The sequence below is a fragment of the Mesorhizobium sp. WSM4823 genome (assembly GCF_055811195.1).
On record NZ_JBVVQL010000010.1, the window covers coordinates 58,985 to 80,795 of the forward strand.

Annotated in this window: 22 protein-coding genes; 5 read left to right on the top strand and 17 right to left on the bottom strand. The window is 62.7% G+C overall.

All coding sequences use genetic code 11. The features are described from left to right. The first annotated feature begins 17 nt into the window (after window positions 1-17). Window positions 18-872: a sugar phosphate isomerase/epimerase family protein gene (locus AC0L26_RS22595; RefSeq protein ID WP_473634579.1), complete on the top strand. Its 855-nt coding sequence runs from the start codon at window positions 18-20 to the stop codon at window positions 870-872. Window positions 873-892: 20 nt separating this feature from the next. On the opposite strand, the gene phnE (AC0L26_RS22600) is transcribed toward AC0L26_RS22595, so the two are convergent. The 12 genes from phnE (AC0L26_RS22600) to phnG all read right to left on the bottom strand — a co-directional run bounded on the left by phnE (AC0L26_RS22600) (window position 893) and on the right by phnG (window position 11,609). Then, entirely contained in the window at window positions 893-2,452 is a 1,560-nt protein-coding gene (gene phnE, locus AC0L26_RS22600; protein ID WP_473634580.1) for a phosphonate ABC transporter, permease protein PhnE, read from the bottom strand. A gap of 3 nt (window positions 2,453-2,455) precedes the next feature. Further along, window positions 2,456-3,430, bottom strand: a complete 975-nt coding sequence (phnE, locus tag AC0L26_RS22605; RefSeq protein WP_354494024.1) for a phosphonate ABC transporter, permease protein PhnE — start codon at window positions 3,428-3,430, stop codon at window positions 2,456-2,458. Between the two features lie 72 nt (window positions 3,431-3,502). Further along, the gene (gene phnD, locus AC0L26_RS22610) at window positions 3,503-4,411 is read right to left on the bottom strand and encodes a phosphonate ABC transporter substrate-binding protein (protein WP_352935596.1); all 909 of its coding nucleotides are present in this window, start codon (window positions 4,409-4,411) and stop codon (window positions 3,503-3,505) included. 143 nt (window positions 4,412-4,554) lie between these two features. Beyond that, window positions 4,555-5,412, bottom strand: coding sequence for a phosphonate ABC transporter ATP-binding protein (phnC, locus tag AC0L26_RS22615; protein WP_473634581.1), 858 nt, complete (start codon window positions 5,410-5,412; stop codon window positions 4,555-4,557). A gap of 165 nt (window positions 5,413-5,577) precedes the next feature. Further along, complete coding sequence (locus tag AC0L26_RS22620) at window positions 5,578-6,288, bottom strand: DUF1868 domain-containing protein (RefSeq protein ID WP_473634582.1); 711 nt, start codon at window positions 6,286-6,288, stop codon at window positions 5,578-5,580. Window positions 6,289-6,362: 74 nt separating this feature from the next. Beyond that, on the bottom strand, window positions 6,363-6,977 hold the full coding sequence (locus AC0L26_RS22625; protein WP_473634583.1) for a DapH/DapD/GlmU-related protein: 615 nt from the start codon (window positions 6,975-6,977) through the stop codon (window positions 6,363-6,365). After that, window positions 6,974-7,681: a phosphonate C-P lyase system protein PhnL gene (gene phnL / locus AC0L26_RS22630; RefSeq protein WP_473634584.1), complete on the bottom strand. Its 708-nt coding sequence runs from the start codon at window positions 7,679-7,681 to the stop codon at window positions 6,974-6,976. The genes AC0L26_RS22625 and phnL overlap by 4 nt, the downstream gene beginning before the upstream one ends. 60 nt (window positions 7,682-7,741) lie before the next feature. Continuing rightward, window positions 7,742-8,518, bottom strand: coding sequence for a phosphonate C-P lyase system protein PhnK (gene phnK, locus AC0L26_RS22635; protein WP_065009749.1), 777 nt, complete (start codon window positions 8,516-8,518; stop codon window positions 7,742-7,744). Beyond that, entirely contained in the window at window positions 8,515-9,426 is a 912-nt protein-coding gene (locus AC0L26_RS22640; RefSeq protein ID WP_473634585.1) for an alpha-D-ribose 1-methylphosphonate 5-phosphate C-P-lyase PhnJ, read from the bottom strand. Before AC0L26_RS22640 ends, phnK begins: the two co-directional genes overlap by 4 nt. Next, the gene (locus AC0L26_RS22645) at window positions 9,423-10,535 is read right to left on the bottom strand and encodes a carbon-phosphorus lyase complex subunit (protein WP_473634586.1); all 1,113 of its coding nucleotides are present in this window, start codon (window positions 10,533-10,535) and stop codon (window positions 9,423-9,425) included. The genes AC0L26_RS22640 and AC0L26_RS22645 overlap by 4 nt, the downstream gene beginning before the upstream one ends. 1 nt (window position 10,536) lies before the next feature. After that, on the bottom strand, window positions 10,537-11,148 hold the full coding sequence (gene phnH, locus AC0L26_RS22650; RefSeq protein ID WP_473634587.1) for a phosphonate C-P lyase system protein PhnH: 612 nt from the start codon (window positions 11,146-11,148) through the stop codon (window positions 10,537-10,539). Then, window positions 11,148-11,609 (bottom strand): phosphonate C-P lyase system protein PhnG, encoded by a 462-nt coding sequence (gene phnG / locus AC0L26_RS22655; RefSeq protein WP_473634588.1) that lies wholly within the window; start codon window positions 11,607-11,609, stop codon window positions 11,148-11,150. The genes phnH and phnG overlap by 1 nt, the downstream gene beginning before the upstream one ends. A 119-nt stretch (window positions 11,610-11,728) precedes the next feature. Between phnG and phnF the strand changes: the two genes are divergently transcribed. Beyond that, a complete protein-coding gene (phnF, locus tag AC0L26_RS22660; protein ID WP_473634589.1) occupies window positions 11,729-12,478 on the top strand; it encodes a phosphonate metabolism transcriptional regulator PhnF in 750 nt (249 codons plus the stop codon). Between the two features lie 220 nt (window positions 12,479-12,698). Here the strand turns inward: phnF and AC0L26_RS22665 are convergent, their stop codons facing one another. From AC0L26_RS22665 to AC0L26_RS22685, 5 genes are all read right to left on the bottom strand, one after another. After that, on the bottom strand, window positions 12,699-13,715 hold the full coding sequence (locus tag AC0L26_RS22665) for a zinc-binding alcohol dehydrogenase family protein (RefSeq protein WP_473634590.1): 1,017 nt from the start codon (window positions 13,713-13,715) through the stop codon (window positions 12,699-12,701). A 68-nt stretch (window positions 13,716-13,783) separates the two neighbouring features. Next, on the bottom strand, window positions 13,784-14,749 hold the full coding sequence (locus AC0L26_RS22670) for an ABC transporter permease (RefSeq protein ID WP_473634591.1): 966 nt from the start codon (window positions 14,747-14,749) through the stop codon (window positions 13,784-13,786). After that, complete coding sequence (locus AC0L26_RS22675) at window positions 14,746-16,299, bottom strand: sugar ABC transporter ATP-binding protein (protein WP_473634592.1); 1,554 nt, start codon at window positions 16,297-16,299, stop codon at window positions 14,746-14,748. The genes AC0L26_RS22670 and AC0L26_RS22675 overlap by 4 nt, the downstream gene beginning before the upstream one ends. A gap of 91 nt (window positions 16,300-16,390) precedes the next feature. Continuing rightward, the gene (locus tag AC0L26_RS22680; RefSeq protein WP_352469201.1) at window positions 16,391-17,386 is read right to left on the bottom strand and encodes an ABC transporter substrate-binding protein; all 996 of its coding nucleotides are present in this window, start codon (window positions 17,384-17,386) and stop codon (window positions 16,391-16,393) included. A 454-nt stretch (window positions 17,387-17,840) separates the two neighbouring features. After that, window positions 17,841-19,346 carry a UxaA family hydrolase gene (locus AC0L26_RS22685; RefSeq protein ID WP_473634593.1) on the bottom strand — a complete coding sequence of 502 codons (1,506 nt, stop codon included), beginning with the start codon at window positions 19,344-19,346 and terminating at the stop codon, window positions 17,841-17,843. Between the two features lie 271 nt (window positions 19,347-19,617). Between AC0L26_RS22685 and AC0L26_RS22690 the strand changes: the two genes are divergently transcribed. The 3 genes from AC0L26_RS22690 (at window position 19,618) to AC0L26_RS22700 (ending at window position 21,753) form a co-directional block, all read left to right on the top strand. Beyond that, a complete protein-coding gene (locus AC0L26_RS22690; protein ID WP_473634594.1) occupies window positions 19,618-20,520 on the top strand; it encodes a GntR family transcriptional regulator in 903 nt (300 codons plus the stop codon). A 232-nt stretch (window positions 20,521-20,752) separates the two neighbouring features. Continuing rightward, window positions 20,753-21,109, top strand: a complete 357-nt coding sequence (locus AC0L26_RS22695) for a DUF2946 family protein (protein WP_473634595.1) — start codon at window positions 20,753-20,755, stop codon at window positions 21,107-21,109. A 104-nt stretch (window positions 21,110-21,213) separates the two neighbouring features. Next, window positions 21,214-21,753 carry a copper chaperone PCu(A)C gene (locus tag AC0L26_RS22700; protein WP_473634596.1) on the top strand — a complete coding sequence of 180 codons (540 nt, stop codon included), beginning with the start codon at window positions 21,214-21,216 and terminating at the stop codon, window positions 21,751-21,753. Window positions 21,754-21,811: the final 58 nt, after the last annotated feature.

Consider the following 21,811-nt stretch of genomic DNA (forward strand, 5'->3'; position numbering starts at 1 on the left):
CATGGGGAGGGGCGTCGATGAAAATCGGCATGTGTATGTTCTTGTGGACGACGGCCGTGTCGAAGAAACACGAGCCACTGCTCAGAGACATCAAGGCGACCGGTTTCGATGGCGTCGAGATACCGATCTTTTCAGGCACGCCGGACGATTACAAAAAGCTCGGCGCGCTGCTCGATCACATCGGACTGGAGCGCACCGCGGTTTCGGCAATGGGCGATCCAGCGATGAATCTGATCTCGGCCGATGGCGCAACGCGCAAGGCCGGCATCGATTATATGAGATGGGCGATCGACTGCTCGGCCGCGCTCGGCGCCAAGATCTTGAGCGGCCCGCTGCATTCGACACTGGGCGCTTTTTCCGGTAGCAGGCCGACGGCGGCGGAGAAAAAGCGCTCGGTCGCCTCGCAACGCGCCATCGGTGACCATGCCGGCAACAAGAACGTCACCATTGGGTTGGAAGCACTCAACCGCTTCGAATGCTATCTGCTCAACACGATGGACGATCTGTCGGAGCATATCGACGCAATCGACCGGCCGCACATCAAGGCGATGTACGACACCTTCCACGCCAATATCGAGGAAGCCGACCCGATCGGCGCTTACACGCGCAACCGCAAAAATGTCGTCCATATCCACATTTCGGAGAATGATCGCGGCGTGCCGGGGCGCGGCCACATTCCGTGGAGAGAGACGATTTCGGCCATCCGCAAGAGCGGCTATGACGACTGGCTGACGATCGAGGCCTTTGGCCGCTCGCTGAAGGACTTGGCGGCGGCAACCAAGGTCTGGCGCGATTTTTCGGAAAACCCGGAAGCCGTCTATCGCGACGGCTACAAGCACATCAAAAGCGGTTGGAAGAGGGCAGCTCCTTAAGACGCAGCCAAGTCTTCCTCTCAGGCGATCTGAGCCGCCGGCAGCGGGCCGGCGGGCGCGCGTCCGGGCCGTTCGTCATTGCCGTTTCCAGCTGTCCCCATCAGTTTGCGGCGGAGAAGGCTGGAAATGTTGTCGAAGATAAAGACGACAACCAGGATCAGCAGAACCATGTAGAAGACATTGGCCCAATTGGTGTTGGTGCGCATGGCTTCCCATAATTTCAGGCCGATGCCGCCGGCGCCGACAGCGCCTATGATCGTCGCCGACCGCGTGTTCGATTCCCAGAAATAGAGGGATTGGCTAAGGAATACCGGCAGAACCTGGGGCAGCACGCCATAGCGCTGCACCATTGCCGGCGCGGCGCCAACCGAGCGGATACCCTCGCGCTGCTTGTCATCGATGTTCTCCAGCGCCTCGGAGTAGAGTTTGCCCAGGGTACCGGTGTCGGTGAAGAAGATCGCCGACATGCCGGCCAGCGGCCCCGGACCGAAGCCGCGCGTGAAAAACAGCGCCCAGATCAGCATGTCGACCGAGCGGAGGAAATCGAAGAAGCGTTTTGTTGCCTGATTGGCAATCCAGCTCGGCGTGACGTTGCGCGCAGCCAGGAAGGCGAGCGGGAAGGCGACGATCGAGGCCAGCACCGTGCCGACGAAAGCCATGACGATGGTTTGCAAAAGCTTCAGCCAGACGTCGCCGTGCTGCCACTCGGCGTTGTTGAGGATGTTGTCCCAGGCGAGCGCTGCGTTTGACCGCGACGGATCGATGCGTGCCCCTGATATAATCAGTGACGCGACCTCGCCGAACGGCTTTCCCCAGAATGGCGAGTTCGTGTCAAACACAAAATTGGCCCAGCCAAAGAAACGTCTCCAGGCGACGACTTCGTCGCTTTGGACTTCAGCGCGGCCGAGAAAACCAAACGAGACATAGGCTGTCGAGCCTGGCCTGCGTTGCTCGATCCAGTCAGGCAGCGGTGTGCGTGGCGTCACAGAGCTGTCCTTGGCAATGTCGAAAATGACGCTTTCGCCGCCGCGCGTCACGGTGACAAGGTCTGGCGTGATGGCGATCTGGCCATTGCCAAGAGTGACAGTCGCCGCCACAACTGCGTTTTCGCGCACCGTTTCAGGCGTAGCCGGAACCGATTGGCCCGACGGGCTGGCCGGGTTTTCAGCGGTTGGCGCACCAGGCGCCATAAACGAATCCTGTGACGACTTGTTCGTCGTGGCCGCCGGTGCAGGTGCGGCATCGACCCGCCGCTCGATCACCGCCATCTGCTTGGTCACCCAGTCGGGATTTGGATTGGATCCCAGTTTGGAAAAACGGGAGTAGTCGATCGTCAGATGGTTGTCTTTGAATTCGATATCGGGCCGGATTTCGTAAGACACCCAGTCGGCGAGATAAGCGCCGGCAAGGTTCCAGTTCGCCTTTTCGAGAACGGCGCCGATCGAGAAGAACCACGCACAGTAGAAGGTGTAGAGAATGCAGAGAATGACACCGAGCGGGGTGGCGTAGCGCTTCCATAGGGATCGCCGGAACGCATCCGGATGGCGCGTGGCGATGTCGTCGATAGCGTCGGCGTTCATGCCTTACTCCCCGCGCCCATATGCGAACGCTTGTCGGCCGACAAGACGGTGTCTCAGCCACGCCGAAAACTGATCGACGGCGACAATCGTACAGAACAGCAGGAAGACGATGGCGATTGTCTTGGCCTCATGGCCTCGGCCGATCGAAAGGCGCAGGGATTCGCCGATGCCGCCCGCGCCGACGGCGCCAAGTATGGTCGAAGCGCGCACATTGATCTCGAAACGAAGCAGGAAATAGCTCATGAAGTTGGGCAGAACCTGAGGCACGATGCCGAACCACACCCGTTCGACCCAGTTGGCGCCGACGGCGCGCAAACCTTCTTCAGGTTTCATGTCGGCATTCTCGACCACTTCGAAGAACATTTTCCCGAGCGCGCCGATAGTATGGATGCTGACGGCAATGATCGCAGGAATAGGTCCCAGCGAGAAGATCGCCAGAAAAAAGCCGGCAATGACAATTTCCGGAAAGGCGCGGACAATCTCAAGGAAGCGGCGCGTGGCGAACCGCAGCCAACGACTGGCCGTGATATTGCCTGCGGCGAAGAAGCAGAGCAGGAAGCCGAATGTGGCGCCCACCAGCGTCGAAAACAGGGCGATGTTCAGCGTCTCGATCATCCGGTGGAAATACTCCGGAATGTAGATGCTTTGGGTCAGGTAGACCCGGCCTTCTGGATAGTCGAATTTGAGGCTGCCATCGTCGTAAGGGGACGGCAGGTCGAACAGCGCGCGCACCGGGTCGAACCAGTCGCGCGGCTTCAACTCGCCGAAAAAGTCGGCGACGTGGGGGAGGCGGTCGAAGAACTTTCCGGCGTTGGTCTCGTTGGCGAACCAGAGCGAGCCAGAGAGTGCAAGGAGCAGGAAAACCAGGCCCCCGATCGTGTAAAGGCGCCGGCGGGCTGCGAGGTCGCGCCAGTGCCGCTCGACAGTGGCTCCCTCCGGTGAAAGCGCAGGCGCTCGGTATACGTCGGTCGCACTCATCGATAGATCCCCGGCCCTGATGCGGCAACGCCGCCGGTGCACATGGCCCCGGCGGCGTTGTGGCAGTTTGCTTTACGAGCCGATCTTCGCCTTACGGGCGTCGATGATCGGCTGATAGAACGCCGGGGTGACCGGTGAATAGCCCTTGTAATCGCCGCCCTGGATTGCCGAGAAACAGGCCGGATCGGTTTCCGGAAGCTTGGTCAGGAAATCGGTGATCTTCTGCTTGGCGCCGGCGTCGATCGACGTCCGCAATACCAGCGGGCCGTTCGGGATCATCGGCGACTGCCACAATTCGACGAGGTCGTCCATCTTGAGGACGCCCTTGTCGACCATCTTGCGCAGATTGCCCGAGCTGTAGCCGTCCTTGAAGTCGCCGACGCCGGAAGCCCAGGTGGTGCCGGCATCGAAGGTGCCCTTCAGGACTTCGAGGACAAGCTGTTCATGGCCGCCACCAAAACCGGTCGACGCGAAGTAGCTCTTCACATCCATGCCGATGTCCTTGGGCAGTGAAGTGACCGGGATAAGGTAACCCGAAGTCGAATCGGGATCGGCGAAACCGAGTTTCTTGCCCTTCATGTCGGCGAGCGTCTTGATGCCGGAATCGGCACGGGCGACCATGACCGAATGATAGCCGGTCGAACCGTCGGTCTGGACCGTCGTCAGGATCGGTTCAACCGCGTCCTTGTTTTCGAGATAGATCTTGGCATAGGCGGAAGCGCCGAGCTCGGCATAGTCAAGCGTGCCGCCGAGCAGGCCCTGGATGACGCCGTCGTAGTCGGCGGCCGGGAACAGCGAAACTTTCTCGACACCGAGGACTTCCTTGATGTGGTCGGCGAAGCACTGGTAGTTGCGCAGACGGTCGGCCTCGTTCTCGCCGCCGAGAATGCCGACGCGGAATTCCTTCAGGTCTTGTGCCTGAACCGCGCCCATCGCCATGGCGATGATGGAAACAGCACCGAAAAGCATCTTTCTAAACATGTCGGGTCTCTCCTGTTGGTTCCGGCATCGCGCCGGTAGCGTTCGAATTTTGACGGCGCCTTTGACGCGGGCTGGCGATCCAGGCGCTCTTTTGCTGCCCATGGTTTCCCGGATACCGGTATCCACTTGTCGGGATCATGGAACTAGTAGCCGGGAAATGCGGGCTCGAGCGGTCCGGCGGATGCGGCGATTTTTTGCTTGATGGTGACGCTGGTCGAGGTGATGGCCTCGGAGATCTCGCCGCCATTGCTGTCGGCGCCATAGACCCTGCGCACAGCCTCGCGGTTGAGGTCTTCGGACGGGCCGTCGAACACGACCTTGCCGGCGGCCATGCCGATGATGCGGTTGCAATAGGTGCGCGCGGTGTCCAGCGTGTGCAGATTGGTGACGACGGTGATGCCCTCGCGCAGATTGATGTCCTGCAGCGAATCCATCACCACCTTGGCATTGAGCGGGTCGAGCGAGGCGATCGGCTCGTCGGCGAGGATGACCTTCGGCTGCTGCATCATGGCGCGGGCAATCGCAACGCGCTGCTGCTGGCCGCCGGACAAGGTGCCGGCCGGCTGCAGCGCCGTGCGGGCAATGTCGAGACGCTCGAGCGCCGCGATCGCCTCGGCACGTTCTTCGCGAGAGAAGACACCGAGCAGATTGACAAGGGTCGAGCGGTGATTGAGCCGGCCGAGCAGCACATTGGTCAGCACGTCGAGACGCGGCACCAGGTTGAACTGCTGGAAGATCATGGCGCAATCACGCTGCCAGCGCCTGAGCAGCGAGCCGCGCAGGCTGGAGACTTCAGCGCCGTCAAAGAAAATCGACCCTTGGCTGGGATCGATGAGGCGGTTGATCATGCGCAAAAGGGTCGACTTGCCGGCGCCGGAACGGCCGATAATGCCGACCATCTGCCCGTGCGGGATCGAGATATCGACATTGCTGACGGCGGTATTCTTGCCAAACCGGCGGGTGACGCCGCGGATTTCCAGCGTGGCTGTGGTTGCTGACATAGGCTAGTTCCAGTCCGGTCGCAGTGAAGGTCTGTTGACCTTCGCTAGCGCAACGCCATGAACCTGCGGTGTCGGATTGATGTCAGTTTTGTTACTGCCCACAGCCGCGTCGAGCAGAAAGGCGAGTCCACCCAAATCGCTGCCGCCTGGCCAGCATGCATGGGATCAACCGAGGACCAGCAGCTCCTCGAAATGCTTCATGTCCTTGAAGCGGCAAAATGCCGGAGGCCGCAGCTCCATCACCGTAGCCTGACGGGCGAGCAGCGAGAGGCAGTCATCGAATAGCTGTTGCCATTGTGATGCCCTTTCGTCGTCGAGATGGCGGATCAGATAGGCGAAAGTTATGTGAAACGTGTAGCTGTCGTGATCCGGATGCCGGTATCCGAACGGCACCGACAGGGCATCGCGCCACGCGCGCATGATGCGCTCATCCTCGTCGGAGGCGCCGGCAACGGTCAGGCCGGTCGGCACGATTTCGACAACCCTGACTTTGAACGCGCCATGGTCCTCGATGCCTTTCAGCCGCTCAAGATAGAGCTGGGTCATGTCGTCGATGCTGGTATCGAGAGGCACATCCTCAGGCCAGTAGGGAAGACGGCGACGATATTCGATGATGCCCTGGAACAGCGTCATATGCAGGCTGGAGATCGGCGTGAAGGCCAACCGGTCGGCATCCGGCATGGCGCGCATCCGTTCCCGCACTTCGATGACCGCCGCTTCGGAAGCTGAGCCACTGGCGAGATGGCAGACGACCGTGTTGCCGGGCTCGATGAGAAAATTGCCTGACGTGTCGTAGCGCGTGCTGAGATGCGCGGGAGGGTTCAGGTTCGAGCTGGCGAAGAATCCGGCGAGCGACGGTTTGATGGATTGAAGCATGGCGATCTCCAGGGAAAGACCGCGTCCTGTCCGAGTCATGTGTCAGGGATGTGAAACGGCGGGCTCGCCCTGCGTCAGCCGTATTTTTCCAGAAACGCTTCCGCCGAAAGCGCGCGAAAATCATCAAGTGCGGCGCGCAGGCGGACATGGTCCCAATCCCACCAGGCGAGTGCCTGATAGCGTTCCGCGGTGCGGCGGTCGAAGCGTTCGCGGATCGGTTTCGCCGGCACGCCGCCGACAATGGTGTAGGGCGCGACGTCCTTCGATACCACGGCGCCGGCGCCGACCGCCGCGCCATCGCCGACGGTGACGCCGGGCAGGATGGTCGAGCCGTGGCCAAGCCAGGTGTCGTGGCCGATGGTGACGCGCTTGGCGCGACGCTGAGCGAAGAATTCGCTCTCGTGTTCGGCGTCGTCCCAATAGTCCGACGCGCGATAAGTGAAATGGTGCAGCGTCGGCCGCCAGGTCGGGTGATTGGTGGCATTGATGCGGACGCTGGCGGCGATGTTGGCGAATTTGCCGACCGTCGCGCACCAGACACCGCAGTCCTGCATCATGTAGGAATAGTCGCCAATTGTGCTCTCCGAAACCCGGCAGCGGTCGGCGATCTCGGTCCAGCGGCCAAGCGTCGAGTTCTCGACTTCCGCCGTGTCGTGGACGAGCGGCGTTTCCGACAGCTTTCTTGTCATGCGGCGATTTTCCCGGCGGCAAAAGCGGTCACATCGATGACGCGATCGGCGACCGCCTCGCGCACGTCATGGTCGTGGAAAATCCCAAGCAGGGCGACGCCGGCTGCCTTCTTGGCCGCGATCAGCGCAATCACCACATCGCGGTTTCTGGCATCGAGCGAGGCGGTCGGCTCGTCGAGCAGCAGGATCGGGTGCTCGGTGATGAAGCCGCGCGCGATGTTGACGCGCTGCTGTTCGCCGCCGGAAAACGTCGCCGGCGGCAGCATCCAGAGTTTTTCCGGCAAGTTGAGCTGCGCCAGCAAGGCGCGCGCCTTGTTGCGCGCAACCTCACGGTCCGCGCCGCGCTCGACCAGCGGTTCGGCGACGACATCGAGGGCAGAGACGCGCGGTACGGTGCGCAGGAACTGGCTGACATAGCCGATCGTGATCCGGCGCACGGCAAGCACGGTGCGCGGGCTGGCCGTCGCGAGATCGATGAGCCCGTCTTCGTGCTGGACGATGATCTGGCCTTCGTCGACGGCATAGTTGCCGTAGAGCATCTTCAGGATCGAGCTCTTGCCGGCGCCGGACGGGCCTCCGAGCACTGCGCATTCGCCGCTCCTGATCGAGAACGATACGCCGGCGACGACAGGCAGTTTGATGCCGTCGCGCAGATGCATGGTGAAGCTCTTGGCGACGTCGGAGACGACGAGCGGGGTTGCCATCAGAAGGTTCTCCAATCGTCGTTCGTTGGCAGGCCAGAGGGGGGTGACTTGGCGCCATCGTCAAACCTGCAAAATCGAGGAAACCAGCAATTGGGTATAAGGCGCCCGCGGATCGTCGAGCACGCGGTCGGTGAGGCCGCTTTCGACGACGCGGCCGTCCTTCATCACCATCATGCGTTGCGACAGCAGACGCGCCACCGCGAGGTCGTGGGTGACGACGATTGCCGCAAGGCCGAGATCGGTGACCAGGCCGCGCAACAGATCGAGCAGGCGCGCCTGCACCGAGACGTCGAGGCCGCCAGTCGGCTCGTCCATGAACACGAGCCGCGGCCCGGTGACGAGATTGCGAGCGATCTGCAGGCGCTGGCGCATGCCGCCGGAAAAGGCGCGCGGCTCGTCGTCGATGCGGTCCTCGTCGATTTCGACGCGCGACAGCCAGTCGACGGCAGTGGCGCGGATTTTCCCATAATGGCGGTCGCCGACCGCCATCAGCCGCTCGCCGACATTGGCGCCGGCGGACACCGTCATGCGCAGGCCGTCGGCCGGGTTCTGGTGGACGAAGCCCCAGTCGGTGCGCATCAGGAAGCGGCGCTCGGCCTCGCTCATGCGGTAGAGTTCGCGGAACTGACCGTCGCGCATGCGGTAGCTGGCGGTGCCGGAGCTCGGCAACAATCTGGTCGAGAGGCAGTTCAGCAGCGTCGTTTTTCCGGAACCGGATTCGCCGACCACCGCCAGCACCTCGCCTGGCCACAGGTCGAAGGTGACGTTTTCGCAGCCGACACGCGAGCCGTAGAACTTGGAAAGCGCGCTGACGCGCAGCAGCGGTTCGTCGGTCATTGCGCCGGCTCCGTTTTTTCCAGGGCAAGAGGGCTTTCAGGCGCGAGGTGGCCGCGATGACCTTGTTCGCGCCGCTTCTCGCAATGATCGGTGTCGGAGCAGACGAACATATGGCCGCCATTGTCGTCGAGGATGACCTCGTCGAGATAGACGTTCTCGGCCGCGCACAGCGCGCAGGGCTGGTCGAAGGTCTGCACTTCGAATGGATGGTCCTCGAAGTCGAGACTTACCACCTCGGTGAAGGGCGGCACTGCATAGATACGCTTTTCGCGGCCAGCGCCGAAAAGTTGCAAAGCCGGCGAACGGTGCATTTTCGGGTTATCGAACTTCGGCGTCGGCGACGGATCCATCACATAGCGGCCCTCGACCTTGACCGGGTAGGCATAGGTGGTGGCGATGCGACCGTGCCTGGCAATGTCCTCGTAGAGCTTCACATGCATGAGGCCGTATTCCTCCAGCGCATGCATCTTGCGCGTTTCGGTCTCGCGCGGTTCGAGGAAGCGCAGCGGCTCGGGGATCGGAACCTGATAGACCAGCACCTGGCCCGCACTCAGCGGATGTTCGGGAATGCGGTGGCGGGTCTGGATGATGGTCGCCTTGGCCGTCTCGGTGGTCACGGCGACATTGGCGACCTTTTTGAAGAAGGCGCGGATTGAAACCGCATTGGTGGTGTCGTCGGCGCCCTGGTCGATGACCTTCAGCACATCGTCGGGGCCGATGATGGAAGCGGTGACCTGGACGCCGCCGGTGCCCCAGCCATAGGGCATCGGCATTTCGCGTGAGGCGAACGGCACCTGATAGCCGGGAATGGCGATGCCCTTGAGGATCGCGCGGCGGATCATCCGCTTGGTCTGCTCATCGAGATAGGCGAAGTTGTAGGTGGCGATGTCGGTCGGTTGTGCGGTCATTCCGCGGCCTCCCTTTTCTCTTCCATCTTGCCGGCGTTTTCGCCGGCATCGTGCTCGGCGCGCATGCGGCGCACCAGGTCGAGCTCGGCCTGGAAATCGACATAGTGCGGCAGCTTCAGATGCTCGACGAAGCCGGTCGCCTGGACATTGTCGGAATGCGAGATGACGAACTCCTCGTCCTGGGCTGCGGCGACGACATCTTCGCCGAATTCCGAAGCACGTAACGCCCGGTCGCAGAGCGCCATGGCCATCGCCTTGCGCTCGCTCTGGCCGAAGACAAGGCCGTAGCCGCGGGTGAATTGCGGCGGCGCCTTGGCTGAGCCCTTGAACTGGTTGACCATCTGGCACTCGGTGACACGCACGGAGCCGAGCGGTACGGCGAAGGGCAGCTCCGGCACGTCGAGTTCCAGCTCGACCTCGCCGATGCGAACCTCGCCGACGAAGGGATGGTTGCGGGCATAGCCGCGCTGGGTGGAGTAGCCGAGCGCCAGCAGAAACCCTTCATCGCCGCGTGACAGCGCTTGCAGGCGAATGTCGCGCGCCATCGGAAACTCAAGCGGCTCGCGGGTGATGTCGCCGGGGACATGATCCCCAGGCATGTCGCCATCAGGCTCGATCAGGCCTTCGCGGGCGAGGATCGCGGAGACACGGGGCATGGCTTCCGCCTCGGTGGCGCGCTGCTGCGGCTCGGCGACATCGCCGCCCGCGGCGAGTTCGGGATCGAGCAGACGGTGGGTGTAGTCGAAAGTGGGCCCAAGCAACTGGCCGCCGGGCAGATCCTTATAGGTCGCCGAAACGCGCCGCTCGACCAGCATCGCGCCGGTGTCGATCGCCTTGGTATAGCCGAAACGTGGCAGCGTGGTGCGATAGGCGCGAACCAGGAAGATCGCCTCGATCATGTCGCCGCGCGCCTGAACGATGGCGAGCGCCGCCAATTCCCTGTCGTAGAGCGAGCCTTCGCTCATCACCCGGTCGACGCCGAGCGCCAGCTGCTCGACGATCTGGTCGAGGCGCAGCGCCGGCACCGAGCGGTCGCCGCGGCGGCGGTTGGCGAGCAGGGTGTGGGCGTTGGCAATGGCCGCTTCGCCGCCTTTTACTGCGACATACATATCACGCCTCCATGGTCTTGATGCGCGTCGTGCGCGGCAGGCAGGTAATGCCGTCGGGGGTGGCAAGGATCATGTCGATGCCACGCGGAAAGCGCTTGATATTCTGCTTCCACTGTTCGACGAAGTGGCGCGGCATCTGCGCCGGCGCGATGGTTGCAGTCTTTTCGATGCCGGGACCTTCGAGCAGCAGGGGGGCGCCTGAAACGAGATCGCTGACTTGCAGGATCAGCGTCGTGGAGCGGTCGGGGTAGTCCTGGGTACCTTGCGAAAAGCCGTCGAGCGCCATCATCTCGGCCGGCGTGGCGATCAGCGCGAAATGCGCGTCAGCCGGTGTGTTGGCGAGCGGCGCGCCGGTGTGGAAGCCAAGCCAGGATTTCACCGCTGCTGGGGCTTGCAAAACGGGGTCGAGCCAAAGCGGCGTGTCGTTGTCGCACAGCGCCAGCGCGATAGCGCCCGCGGTGGCAGACAGCGGCGCCGGCGGGCGGGCAAAAACCGGCAGGGGCTGCAGAGTGCCCGGCCGCGCCATCGCATCCATCACGGCGCGGAACACCGTCTGGGCATTGAACACCGGATCGGCAAAGCCGCCCTCAATCGCTTGCGTTGCAATGTCCATCAGTCTTCTCCGCGTACCATGGTGAAGAAATCGACCTTCGTTGCCGCCGTTTCGGCGCGCTGCCGTTCACGTGCGCGGGCCAATGCGGCCTGCAGCGGCGCGATGAGTTTGGTCTCGACCTCGTTGCGGCGGGCGGGGTCCTGCCAGAGCGCGTCGGCGATTGCCGCCAGTTTTGCTTTCTGCTTGTCACGGCCCAGCGCGTAGCAATGGCCGACTTCTCCCGAGGCAAGCCGCACCGTCGCGCGGGTGACCGTCGCCTCGCCGACATTGAACGGCGCGCCGCCGCCGCCGATGCGGCCACGCACGGTGACCAGGCCAGTTTCGGGACCGCGCAGGAGTTCCGCTTGCGAAGGCAGGCCGGCCTCGTTCCAGAGGCGGACGATATCGTCGCCGGTCGATTGCGCCAGCGTCGCCATGACGGCCTTGCGCTCGGCCTGATCGCGCGCTTCCTGTCCTCGCATGACCGCCATTCCTTCTCGCAAATTTGTCTATTGATTTAGACAATTATACAAATTATACCTATTCTCTAAAGCGTGTCCATGACGGATGGATGACAGGGCAAAAAAGATCGGGGCAAGAAATGAGCGGGCAGCAGATTGCCAGCAGCATAGAGCGGCGCAGCGGCGTCTCGCTGTGGCGGCAGATCGCCGATCAAATCCTGCGTTCGATCGCCGTCGGCGACTTTGCCGAGAATGCTGCGCTGCCGCCGGAAGTCGCACTGGCCGAGCGCTATGGCGTCAACCGCCATACAGTGCGCAGCGCCATCGCAGCACTTGTGCAGGATGGCGTGCTCAGGGCCGAGCAGGGGCGCGGCACTTTCGTGCTGTCGCGCAAGCGGCTGTCCTATCCGATCGGCGCCCGCACCCGTTTTTCGGAGGGCTTGCAAGGGCAGACGTCGGAGCGCCGCAGCGTGCTGCTCGAATCTGCGGTCGAGCCGGCCAGCCGGCGGGTCGCCGAAGGGCTGGGGCTTGCCAAGGGTTCGAATGTCATACGCCTTGAGACACGCGGCGAAGCCGATGGGCGGCCGGTCTCGCGTGCCACCGGCTGGTTCGACGCGGGACGCTTCGCCGGCATCGATGCCGCCATGGCTGAAACCGGATCGGTCACCGCTTCGCTCGAGCGTTTCGGGGTCAGTGACTATCTCAGGCAATCGACGGTCTTGTCGGCGCGCCACGCCGATGCCGCCGATCTTGCCGATCTCGATCTGCAGCCCGGCGCCATCGTGCTGGTCACGGTCGCCGTCAACGTCACGCTGGACGGCCAGCCGATCCAGTTCGCCGAAACGCGGTTTCCGGCTGAGCGGGTCGAGCTTAAACTGTCGGCGCTTTAAGGTGCGTCGATATTCAGGTGAGGCCGGCCTGCAAATGGCGGTTTCCTGCGCTTCCGGTACTCACGTACCCAAACGTACGCTCCGTTCCGGTTCTCGGAACCCGCCATTTTCGACTCGGCCTGACCTGAATCTCAACGCACCTTGGTGCATCTTTGCAGTCAAGTGGAACCAAAACAAACCGGATGCCCTGTTTTGGCGTCCCGCGTTAGGACTGCCGGTCTCATCCGACCTGGATGACCGCCTTGATCAGGCCGGATTTCTCATGCGCCCAGCGGGCGAGGTCGCGCGGCGTCTGGTCAAGTGTCGTGCGATGGGTGACGAGCTTTGCCAGCGGCACAGCACCATCGCGAATCGAGGCAGCGACATGGTCGAAATCGGTGCGCAGCGCATTGCGGCTGCCGATCAGCGTCATTTCGCGCTTGTGGAATTCGGGATCGGAAAAGACGATGTCGTCCTTGACGACACTGACCAGGACCAGCGTCCCGCCATGCGCGACATGGGCGAAGGCCGACTGGACGGACTGGGTGTTGCCGGTGGCATCGAATACCACGTCAAAGCCTTCGCCGCCGGTCGCCTCCCGCACCAGATCGGTCGCAGACGCCTGCGAACCGTCGAGGGTCGCGAAGCCGAGTTCGCTAGCGGCGAAATCCAGCCTCTCCGCGCTCATGTCGAGCAGCGTCACGTCGAGACCGGCGATGCGGGCAAACAGCGCCGTGCCGAGCCCGATCGGCCCGGCGCCGATGACCAGGGTGCGCGCGCCTGGCTGCGCCAGCGAGCGCCGCACGGCATGCGCTCCGATCGCCAGGAATTCGACGGCGGCGGCATCGGCCAGCGACAGGCCGTTTGCCGGGTAAAGATTTTGCGCCGGCACCAGGATGCGTTCGCACATCGCGCCGTCGCGATGGACACCGAGCACCTCGATCTTCACGCAGCAATTCGGTTTTCCTTGCCGGCAGGCGATGCATTTGCCGCAAGCGAGATAGGGGTTGATGACCACCGGCTCGCCGATCGCCAGATCGACGCCGTCGCCGGCCTCGATCACAGTGCCGGAAACCTCGTGGCCCATGATGCGCGGGTAGGCCAGGAACGGATGCTTGCCCTCGAAGATGTGATAGTCGGTGCCGCAGATGCCGACATGACTGACCGCGACCAGCGCCCAGCCCGGCGGTGGTGTGCTCGGCGCCGGGCGGTCTTCCAGAACAAGCTCGCCGGGCGACCGGCAGACGACGGCTTTCATGCTTCAATCCAGTCTGTTCATGGAACCGCTGTCCCCGCTAGCGCCGGGCCGGCGGTTGTTAATATGGTCTACTTGCCGCGGCGGCGCAGGCCGTCGAAATAGACGATGACGATGATCAGCACCCCGGTGATGATGCGTTGCCAGAAGGCGTTGACGTTGAGCAGATTGGCGCCGTTGTTGATGGTGGCCAGGATGAAGGCGCCGAGCAGCGGTCCGTGCACGGAGCCGACGGCGCCGAACAGCGAGGTACCGCCGATCACCGACGAGGCGATCGCCTGCAATTCCCAGCCCTCGGCCTGCGTCGGATTGCCGATCCCGATGCGCGACGCGAGCAGCACGCCGACGAAAGCCGCGCAGAGGCCTGAGAGCGTATAGGCCATATAGATGGTGCGCTGGACATTGACGCCGGACAGACGCGAGGCCTCGGCGTTGGAGCCGACCGAGAACAGATACCGGCCCCAGCGGCTGTGATGCAGGAAGATGTAGGCCGGGATGCCGACCAGGATCACCATCCAGAACAGATTGGGGACGCCGAGAAACGAGCTGCGCGAAAACAACTGGAAGGCGTCGTTGTTGATCGAGATCGAGTTGCCGTTGGTCATCAAGAGGCCGATGCCGCGCAAGGATGTCAGCGTCGCCAGCGTGATAATGAAGGGCGGCAGACCCATCCTGACGATGCCGAAGCCATGAAACATGCCGATGGCGACGCCGACCAGCAAGGTGATCAGGATGGCGAGGAAGAGCGGTACTCCGGCGTTGATCAGCATCGCCACGATGACGGTGGCGAAGCCGACCACGGCGCCGACGGAAAGGTCGATGCCTCCGGTGATGATGACGAAGGTCTGGCCGACCGCCAGGATGGCGATCATCGAACCCTGCCGCAACAGGTTCGAGATGTTGTTGGCTGAGGCGAAACTCGGCGTCGCCACCGACAGGATGACCCACAACAGCACCAGCAGGGCCAGCAGCGTCAGCCCGAACAGGGCGTTGTAGTTGCGCTTCGGTTTTTCGGCCGGAATAGCCTCCGTGCTCATATCTGTCCTCCCGGTTTTTCTTGCTTCTCGGCGAGCGCCTGTGTGAGAATTTCCTCGTGATCGGCGGTGCGGAACCCATGCGTGGCCACCAGCTTGCCGCGCCGGAACACATGGAGCGTGTCGGCGAGTTCATAGACCTCGGGCAGGTAGGACGAGATCAGGATGATGCCGGCGCCCTTGGACAACAGTTCGCCGAACAGACGGTAGATCTCCGCCTTGGTGCCGACATCGACGCCAACTGTCGGCTCGTCGAAGATGAACAGCTTGGCGCCGTGCGCCAGCCATCTGCCGATGACGATCTTCTGCTGGTTACCGCCGGACAGGCTGGAGGCGAGCGCGTTGCGCGTCGGCGTCTTGATCCTGAGATTGGCGATCTGGCGATCCGCCTCGGTCTTCTCCTGTGCGCTGGAGATCAGCAGATTGCTGGAAATGCGCTTGTAGATCGGAAGATTGAGATTGAGGCCGACCGGCAAGTTGAGGCAGAGGCCCTGGTCGCGGCGGCTTTCCGGCGCCAGCGCCATGCCGAGCCTGATAGCGTCATGCTCGGAGTTGACCTGAACCTCCTTGCCCTCCCAGAGGATCTGGCCTGCCGACTTGCGATGACGGCCATAGAGCGTGGTGACGAACTCGCTGCGCCCGGCACCGATAAGGCCGTAGAGCCCGACGATTTCGCCGGCATGGACCGTCATCGAGACATTTTCGAAGCCCTTGCCGGAGAGATTCCTGGCTTCGAGGAGCGTCGCGCCCGGCGTAAAATGCTCTTTGTGGTAGACTTGCTCGATCGAGCGGTTGATCATCATCTTGACCAGCTCGGCGTCGTTGGTCTCGGCGATGTTCCTGGTGCCGACAAGCGTGCCGTCGCGCAGCACCGAGACACGGTCGGCAAGCTCGAACACTTCTTCCATGCGGTGACTGATGTAGATGATGGTGACGCCTTCGCCCTTCAGCCGGCGGATCAGCGTGAACAGCTGGTCGGCCTCCTTGCGCGTGAGGTAGGCGGTCGGCTCATCGAAGATGAGGAACTTGGTGCCGCGCACCGTGGCGCGGGCGGCGGCGATCAGTTGCTGCTGGCCGATGGTGAGATCGCCGAGCACGACATGCGCCGGCAGGTCGAAGCCGAGATCGTCGATGATGTTTTGCGCCTGCCTGACCATGGCCCGCTGCTGCAGGATACCGAAGCGGGAATCCTCTTCGCCGAGGAACATGTTGGCCGCAACGGTGAGGTGGCGGCACAGCACGACCTCCTGGTGCACGGCATTGATGCCAAGCGCCATGGCTTCATGCGGGGTCGCCAACGCCGCCGGTTGGCCCTCCCACATGACGTCGCCTGATGTGCGCGGCATGACGCCGGTCAGAAGCTTGATCAGGGTCGATTTGCCGGCGCCGTTTTCACCGACGATGGCGTGGATCTCTCCGGCCTTGAAGGCGAGGTTCACCGGCTTCAGCGCGTGCGTGCCGGGATAGCGCTTTTCCAGCCCCTTGAGTTCGAGGATCGTCCTCCCGGGCTCCAGCGTTGGGGCCGGGTGCAATTCCTGCGCCGTGGACGTCATGACAATCCTCCCAGATTGGCCTCACGATTGACGCGAGTGTAGGTCGTTTCCGGGGCAAAAGCCCCGGAAACAGTGCGCCTGTTGGCGATGCTCAGTCGAGCTTCGGGTTGAGCAGCGCGTCGATCTTCGGATCCTTCATATTGGCCTTGGTCACCAGATTGGCGCCGGTGTCGACATTGGCTTCGACCTTCTCGCCTTTCGAGGCGGCGAGCGCCGTCTTGATGCCGTCATAGCCCATCCGGTACGGGTCCTGCACGACAAGCGCCGAAATGACGCCGTCGTTGAGGAACTTGATCAGCTTCTCGTCGCTGTCGAAGCCGACGAGCCCGACCTTGCCGGCCAGGCTGTTCTCGGCGATCGCCTGACCGACGCCCTGCGCCATGATCAGGTTGGAGGCGAAGATGCCCTTGAGGTTCGGATTGGCGGTGATCAGGTCGGTCGCGATGTTGAGGCCGGTCGTGGCCTGGCCGTCGGCATATTTGTCGGCGACGAGCTTGAGGCCGGGATATTTGGCGGCAAGCTGTTCCTTGAAGCCCTGGGCGCGCTGTTCGAGCGAACCGGCACCCGGAAGAGCGGTGATCAGGGCGACGTCGCCCTCGACTTTGCCGCCATTGGCCTCGCCGATCGCGGCCGCCAGGCCATCGGCGGCGACGCGTCCACCCTGGATGTTGTCGGTGGTCAGGAACGAGGTGAAGGCCTTGGAGTCGGCGCCGGAGTCGATGCCGATGATTTTGACCTTGGTGGCAGCCTCGTCGATCGGCTTGCCGAGCGCCTTGGCTTCGGTCGGCGCGATGACGACGGCAGCCGGGCTGCCGGCGACGGCGTTTTCAAGGATCGAGATCTGGCCGTTGACGTCGGTCTCGGCCTGGGCGCCGAGCTCCGGCACGTTGACGCCGAGGTCCTTGCCGGCTTTGCGGGCGCCCGCCAGAACGATCTGCCAGTAGAAAGAGGTGGTGTCCTTGACGATGATCGGAATGGTCACGTCCGCCGCCGAAGCCGGCGCCGAATGCATCACGCCGGCAAGCATCGAGGCGGCGGCGAGCGCCACGAATGCGCGGCGGTTGAGAATGCTGGTCACGAATTTCATTAGGTTTCCTCCCTAAGTCGCCCGGTGAACGTTACGGAAAGCTCCACTCGGATAGGCGCTGCCCAAATAGAACTTTATCAATAAAAAACATTTGCAGTGTTTTGATAATGCATCGATGGGGTCGACGCAAGCTGTGTTTCGAACCGGCCTCCGTATGGCTTGATGGGAAAAGAAAGTCTCCTTCCTGATCCCGTTGCCACGCTTCAGGGCTTCCCGCTCTCTCTCCCGGTACGGAATATTAATTCCACTTTATAGTCAATATGGAATGTATATTCTTTCTGAAAATCGTGAGACTGTGATGCATGCAGTCATTGATCGCACGCTCGCCGCCTGTCGGCGTTTTGTCGGCGGGGCTAGGTTCGGCGACGCCCTGGATCTTTGTTTTTGCGCAATTCCGCAGGGCAAGCGCTACGCGCTTTCCCGGGAAAACCGTTTCACACTTTTCCTGGAATTGCTAAAGGGTCGCGCCGAGGTGCCATGGGACGAACTCGTTGTCGCCGTAGCCGAACGCCTCGCTCTTGGTCTTGCGGCCCGAAGCCGTCTCGACGATCAGTTCGAATATCTCGCGGCCCATGCCGGCGATGGTCTTTTCGCCCGAGGCGATGACGCCGCAATTCACGTCCATGTCCTCTTCCATCTGATGATACATGGTCGAGTTGGTGGCGACCTTGATCGACGGCGTCGGCCGGCAGCCGAAGCAGGAGCCGCGGCCGGTGGTGAAGACGATGACATTGGCGCCGCCCGCAACCTGGCCGGTGGCAGAGACCGGGTCGTAGCCGGGCGTATCCATGAACACCAAGCCGTGTCCGCTGACCTTCTCGGCATAGCCGAAGACGCCGTTGAGCGGCGTCTGGCCGCCCTTGGCGACCGCGCCAAGCGACTTCTCAAGGATGGTGGTGAGACCGCCGCGCTTGTTGCCGGGCGAAGGATTGTTGTCGATGGAGGCGCCGTGCTTGGCGACGTGGTCTTCCCACCACTTGACATAGCCATCGAGCTTGGCGGCGATCTCGGGGGTCGCCGCGCGATAGGCGAGCAGATGCTCGGCGCCGTAGATTTCCGTCGTCTCGGAGAGGATGCCGATGCCGCCGACGCCGGCCAGGATGTCGACAGCGGCGCCCAGCGCCGGATTGGCTGTTATGCCGGACATGCCGTCGGAGCCGCCGCACTGCAGGCCAACGACGATTTCGCTGACCGGGATCGGCTCACGCTCAAGCTTGCCGATCTCCTCAGCGATCTCGGCCAGCACGGCCATCGCCTTCTCGACGGATTTGCGCGAGCCGCCGGCTTCCTGGATGTTGAAATGGCGTTTTCCTGCGGCGACGCCCTTCTGGCCATAGAGGGTGAGCTGGTTGACCTCGCAGCCCAGCCCGACCATCAGCACGCCGCCGAAATTCGGATGGCGGGCATAGCCGGCAAGCGTGCGGTGCAGCACCATCATGCCGTCGCCGGTGGCACTCATGCCGCAGCCCTGGCCGTGGACGATGGGAACGAAGCCGTCGATGCCGGGGTATTTTGGCAGAAGCGTGCGGTTCGCCTCGTCGGCGATGGCGTGGCAAACGGTGGCCGAACAATTGACGCTGGCGAGAATGCCGACAAAGTTGCGCGTACCGGCACGACCGTCGGCGCGACGATAACCCATGAAGGTTCTAATACGGTCGGCTTCGGTCGCGTGCACGGCCTCGCTTGGCGGCACCACCGGCAGACGGCCAGACTCAAAGACCAGATTGTGCGAATGAACATGTTCGCCGGGTGCGATGGCTTCAGTGGCTCGGCCGATCGCCTGGGCGTATTTCACCACGGCCTCGCCGGCCGCAATCGGCCTGATCGCCACCTTGTGGCCGGGCTCGATCAGCGCGGCGGCGCCGGCACCGCCCGGCAATGGCGTACCGATCTCGATGCGGCCATTGGCGACCGCGACATTGTCGGCGGGAGACAGAAGAATGCTGTTTGCGGCGTTCACGGGCGGTTTCCTGGGTATGGTCCTGGGATGGGCGCGGATTGACACGCGCCACTTAACATATAATGTCTTTTATCGTGAAAAAACATTTTTGCGTCAATCGTTTTTTCATGGATGCGCGGGGCGTCTTGGGTCTTCAAGGACGCTCCGGCACCGGAACTGCGTATTCCTTTGGAAAGCGATTTTCCGCTTTTCGAGGGCATGCGCTAGGAGCATCTGTCATATCGCGCTTCAAGCCAGCCGCTGCAAGCGTCGGCGCGCAACGAGGCAGGGGATGTCGAAGAGCAATAACGTCTACAAGGACGCCTATAATCGCGGTCTCAGGCTGCTTGACGAAACGAAAAGCCTGCCGTCGGAGCCGGAACTCGGCGCGCTGCTCGGCGTCAGCCGCACGACCATCCGTACCATCCTGGCGCGCATGGAAGAGACGGGGCTGATCGACTGGAACAAGCGCAGCAAGACGGTGCTGCGCGCCCCGCGGGCGGACGATTTTTTTCCCGAGGAAGAGACGGACACGCTGTCGCAGATCATCGAGCGCTCCTTCATGCGGCGGCTGCTCGCGGGTGGCGCCGAGGCCGGAATGCAGATCAACGAGCTCGAGTTGGCGCGCGAGATCGGCGTCGGCACCACCAGCGTGCGCGAGTTCCTGATTCGCTTTTCCCGCTTCGGGCTGATCGAGAAGCGCCGCAACAGTCACTGGGTGCTGAAGGGCTTCACCCGCGCCTTCGCGCTGGAACTGACCGAAATCCGCGAGATGTTCGAATTGCGCTCGGCCGCCGCCTTTGCCGCCCTGCCGCAAGACAGTGCGGTCTGGGCCGACCTCGACCTCCTGGAAGACGAGCATCGCTTGCTGGCGCGCGAAATCGCCACGCGCTTCAACGAATTCTCGGAGCTCGACGAGCGCTTTCACCGGCTGATCCACCGCGCGTCGCACAATCGCTTCATCGTCGATTTCTACGACGTCATCGCCATGATCTTCCACTACCACTACCAGTGGAACAAGGCGCAGGAGCGCGAGCGCAACGAAGTGGCGGTGGCGGAACATCTGGCTTATATCGCCGCGCTCAAATCGCGCGATCTCGGCAAGGTCGACACCGCCTGCCGCAAGCATCTGAAGTCGGCGCGGCACACGCTGCTGACATCGATTCCGGAAGGCCAGCAGCCGCAACCGGCTTAAAGCGCGTGGCGTCTGAATATACGACGCGCTTTAAGTTCCTGTTCTTGTGCATGTCGTTATCCCAAAACCGCTGCGGCTCAAGTCCGAGGGCATGCTTTGGGCGACATGCGTTGATCGCGCCGCGTTGCCGCAGCAGCGATTTGGCGATTTTCCGCTCGCTCGCCGCGTGCTAGGTATTGCCGTTGCTGCGTAAAGAGGCAGGTCTTTGAATATCCGGCGGAGACGATGGAGCATGCCGGCCGCGTTCGCTGCGGCCTATTTGCTCGTGCTCCAGTCGGTGTTTGGCGCATTCGCATCCGGCTTAAGCCCGGCTGCTTCGCAACTCGACGCCTTCGGCAATGTCATCTGCACCCAGGAGGGCGCGGCGCAGCTTCCAGGCGGCGATCCGCACCAGCAGCACGTGCCGGCCTGCTGTGCGCTTGGCTGCAGCATTGCCTCGGTGGCTTACGCACCGCCGCTCGCTGCCGCCGCGGCGCCCGGCCATTTTTCCACCGAAACCGTCGCGTTTGTGCTGCCGGCGTTCCGGCACCTCGATTTCAGCCGCGACCGCTCGCCGTCGAATCCGCGCGCGCCGCCGGCATCGGCCTGATCCTTTTCGGTTAGACTCGCAGAACCTTTCGCGGGTGCGTCCGTCGACAATTGAAATTGTTCGCGACGGGCCACCGGCGCTATCTCTCAATTCTTGGAGCTATCATGTCTCACTCACTCCGTGCGCGGTTCGGCCGCAACAGGCTTTTCCTGCGCAGCTTCGAGGAACGACTCGGCATCGCCATGTTCCTCTTCGCCCTCCTGCTCGTCAGCGCCCAGGCCGGTTTCGCCCATGAGTTTAGGGTCGGCGACCTTGAGATCGTGCATCCCTGGTCGCGCGCCACACCGCCGGGCGCCAAAGTGGCCGGCGGCTACTTCACCGTCACCAACACCGGCAGTTCACCGGATCGGCTGCTGTCGATCTCCTCCGATGTATCGGACAAGGCCGAATTGCACGAAATGGGCGTCAAGGACGGCGTCATGACCATGCGGCCGGTCACCGGTGGCCTCGAGATTCCGGCCGGCGGCAAGGTCGCGCTGGCGCCCGGCGGCTATCATTTGATGTTTATCGGCCTCAAGCGTCAGCCCAAACAGGGCGAGGCGTTTTCCGCTGCGCTGACCTTCGAAAAGGCTGGCACTGTCACCGTCGAGTTCGCCGTCGAGAGCATGGGCCAAATGGGCGGCATGGACGACCATGCCAATTGATCCGGCCAAAATCTTAACATCCGAAATCAGAAGCACCATCATGGTCGTCAGAGGGACC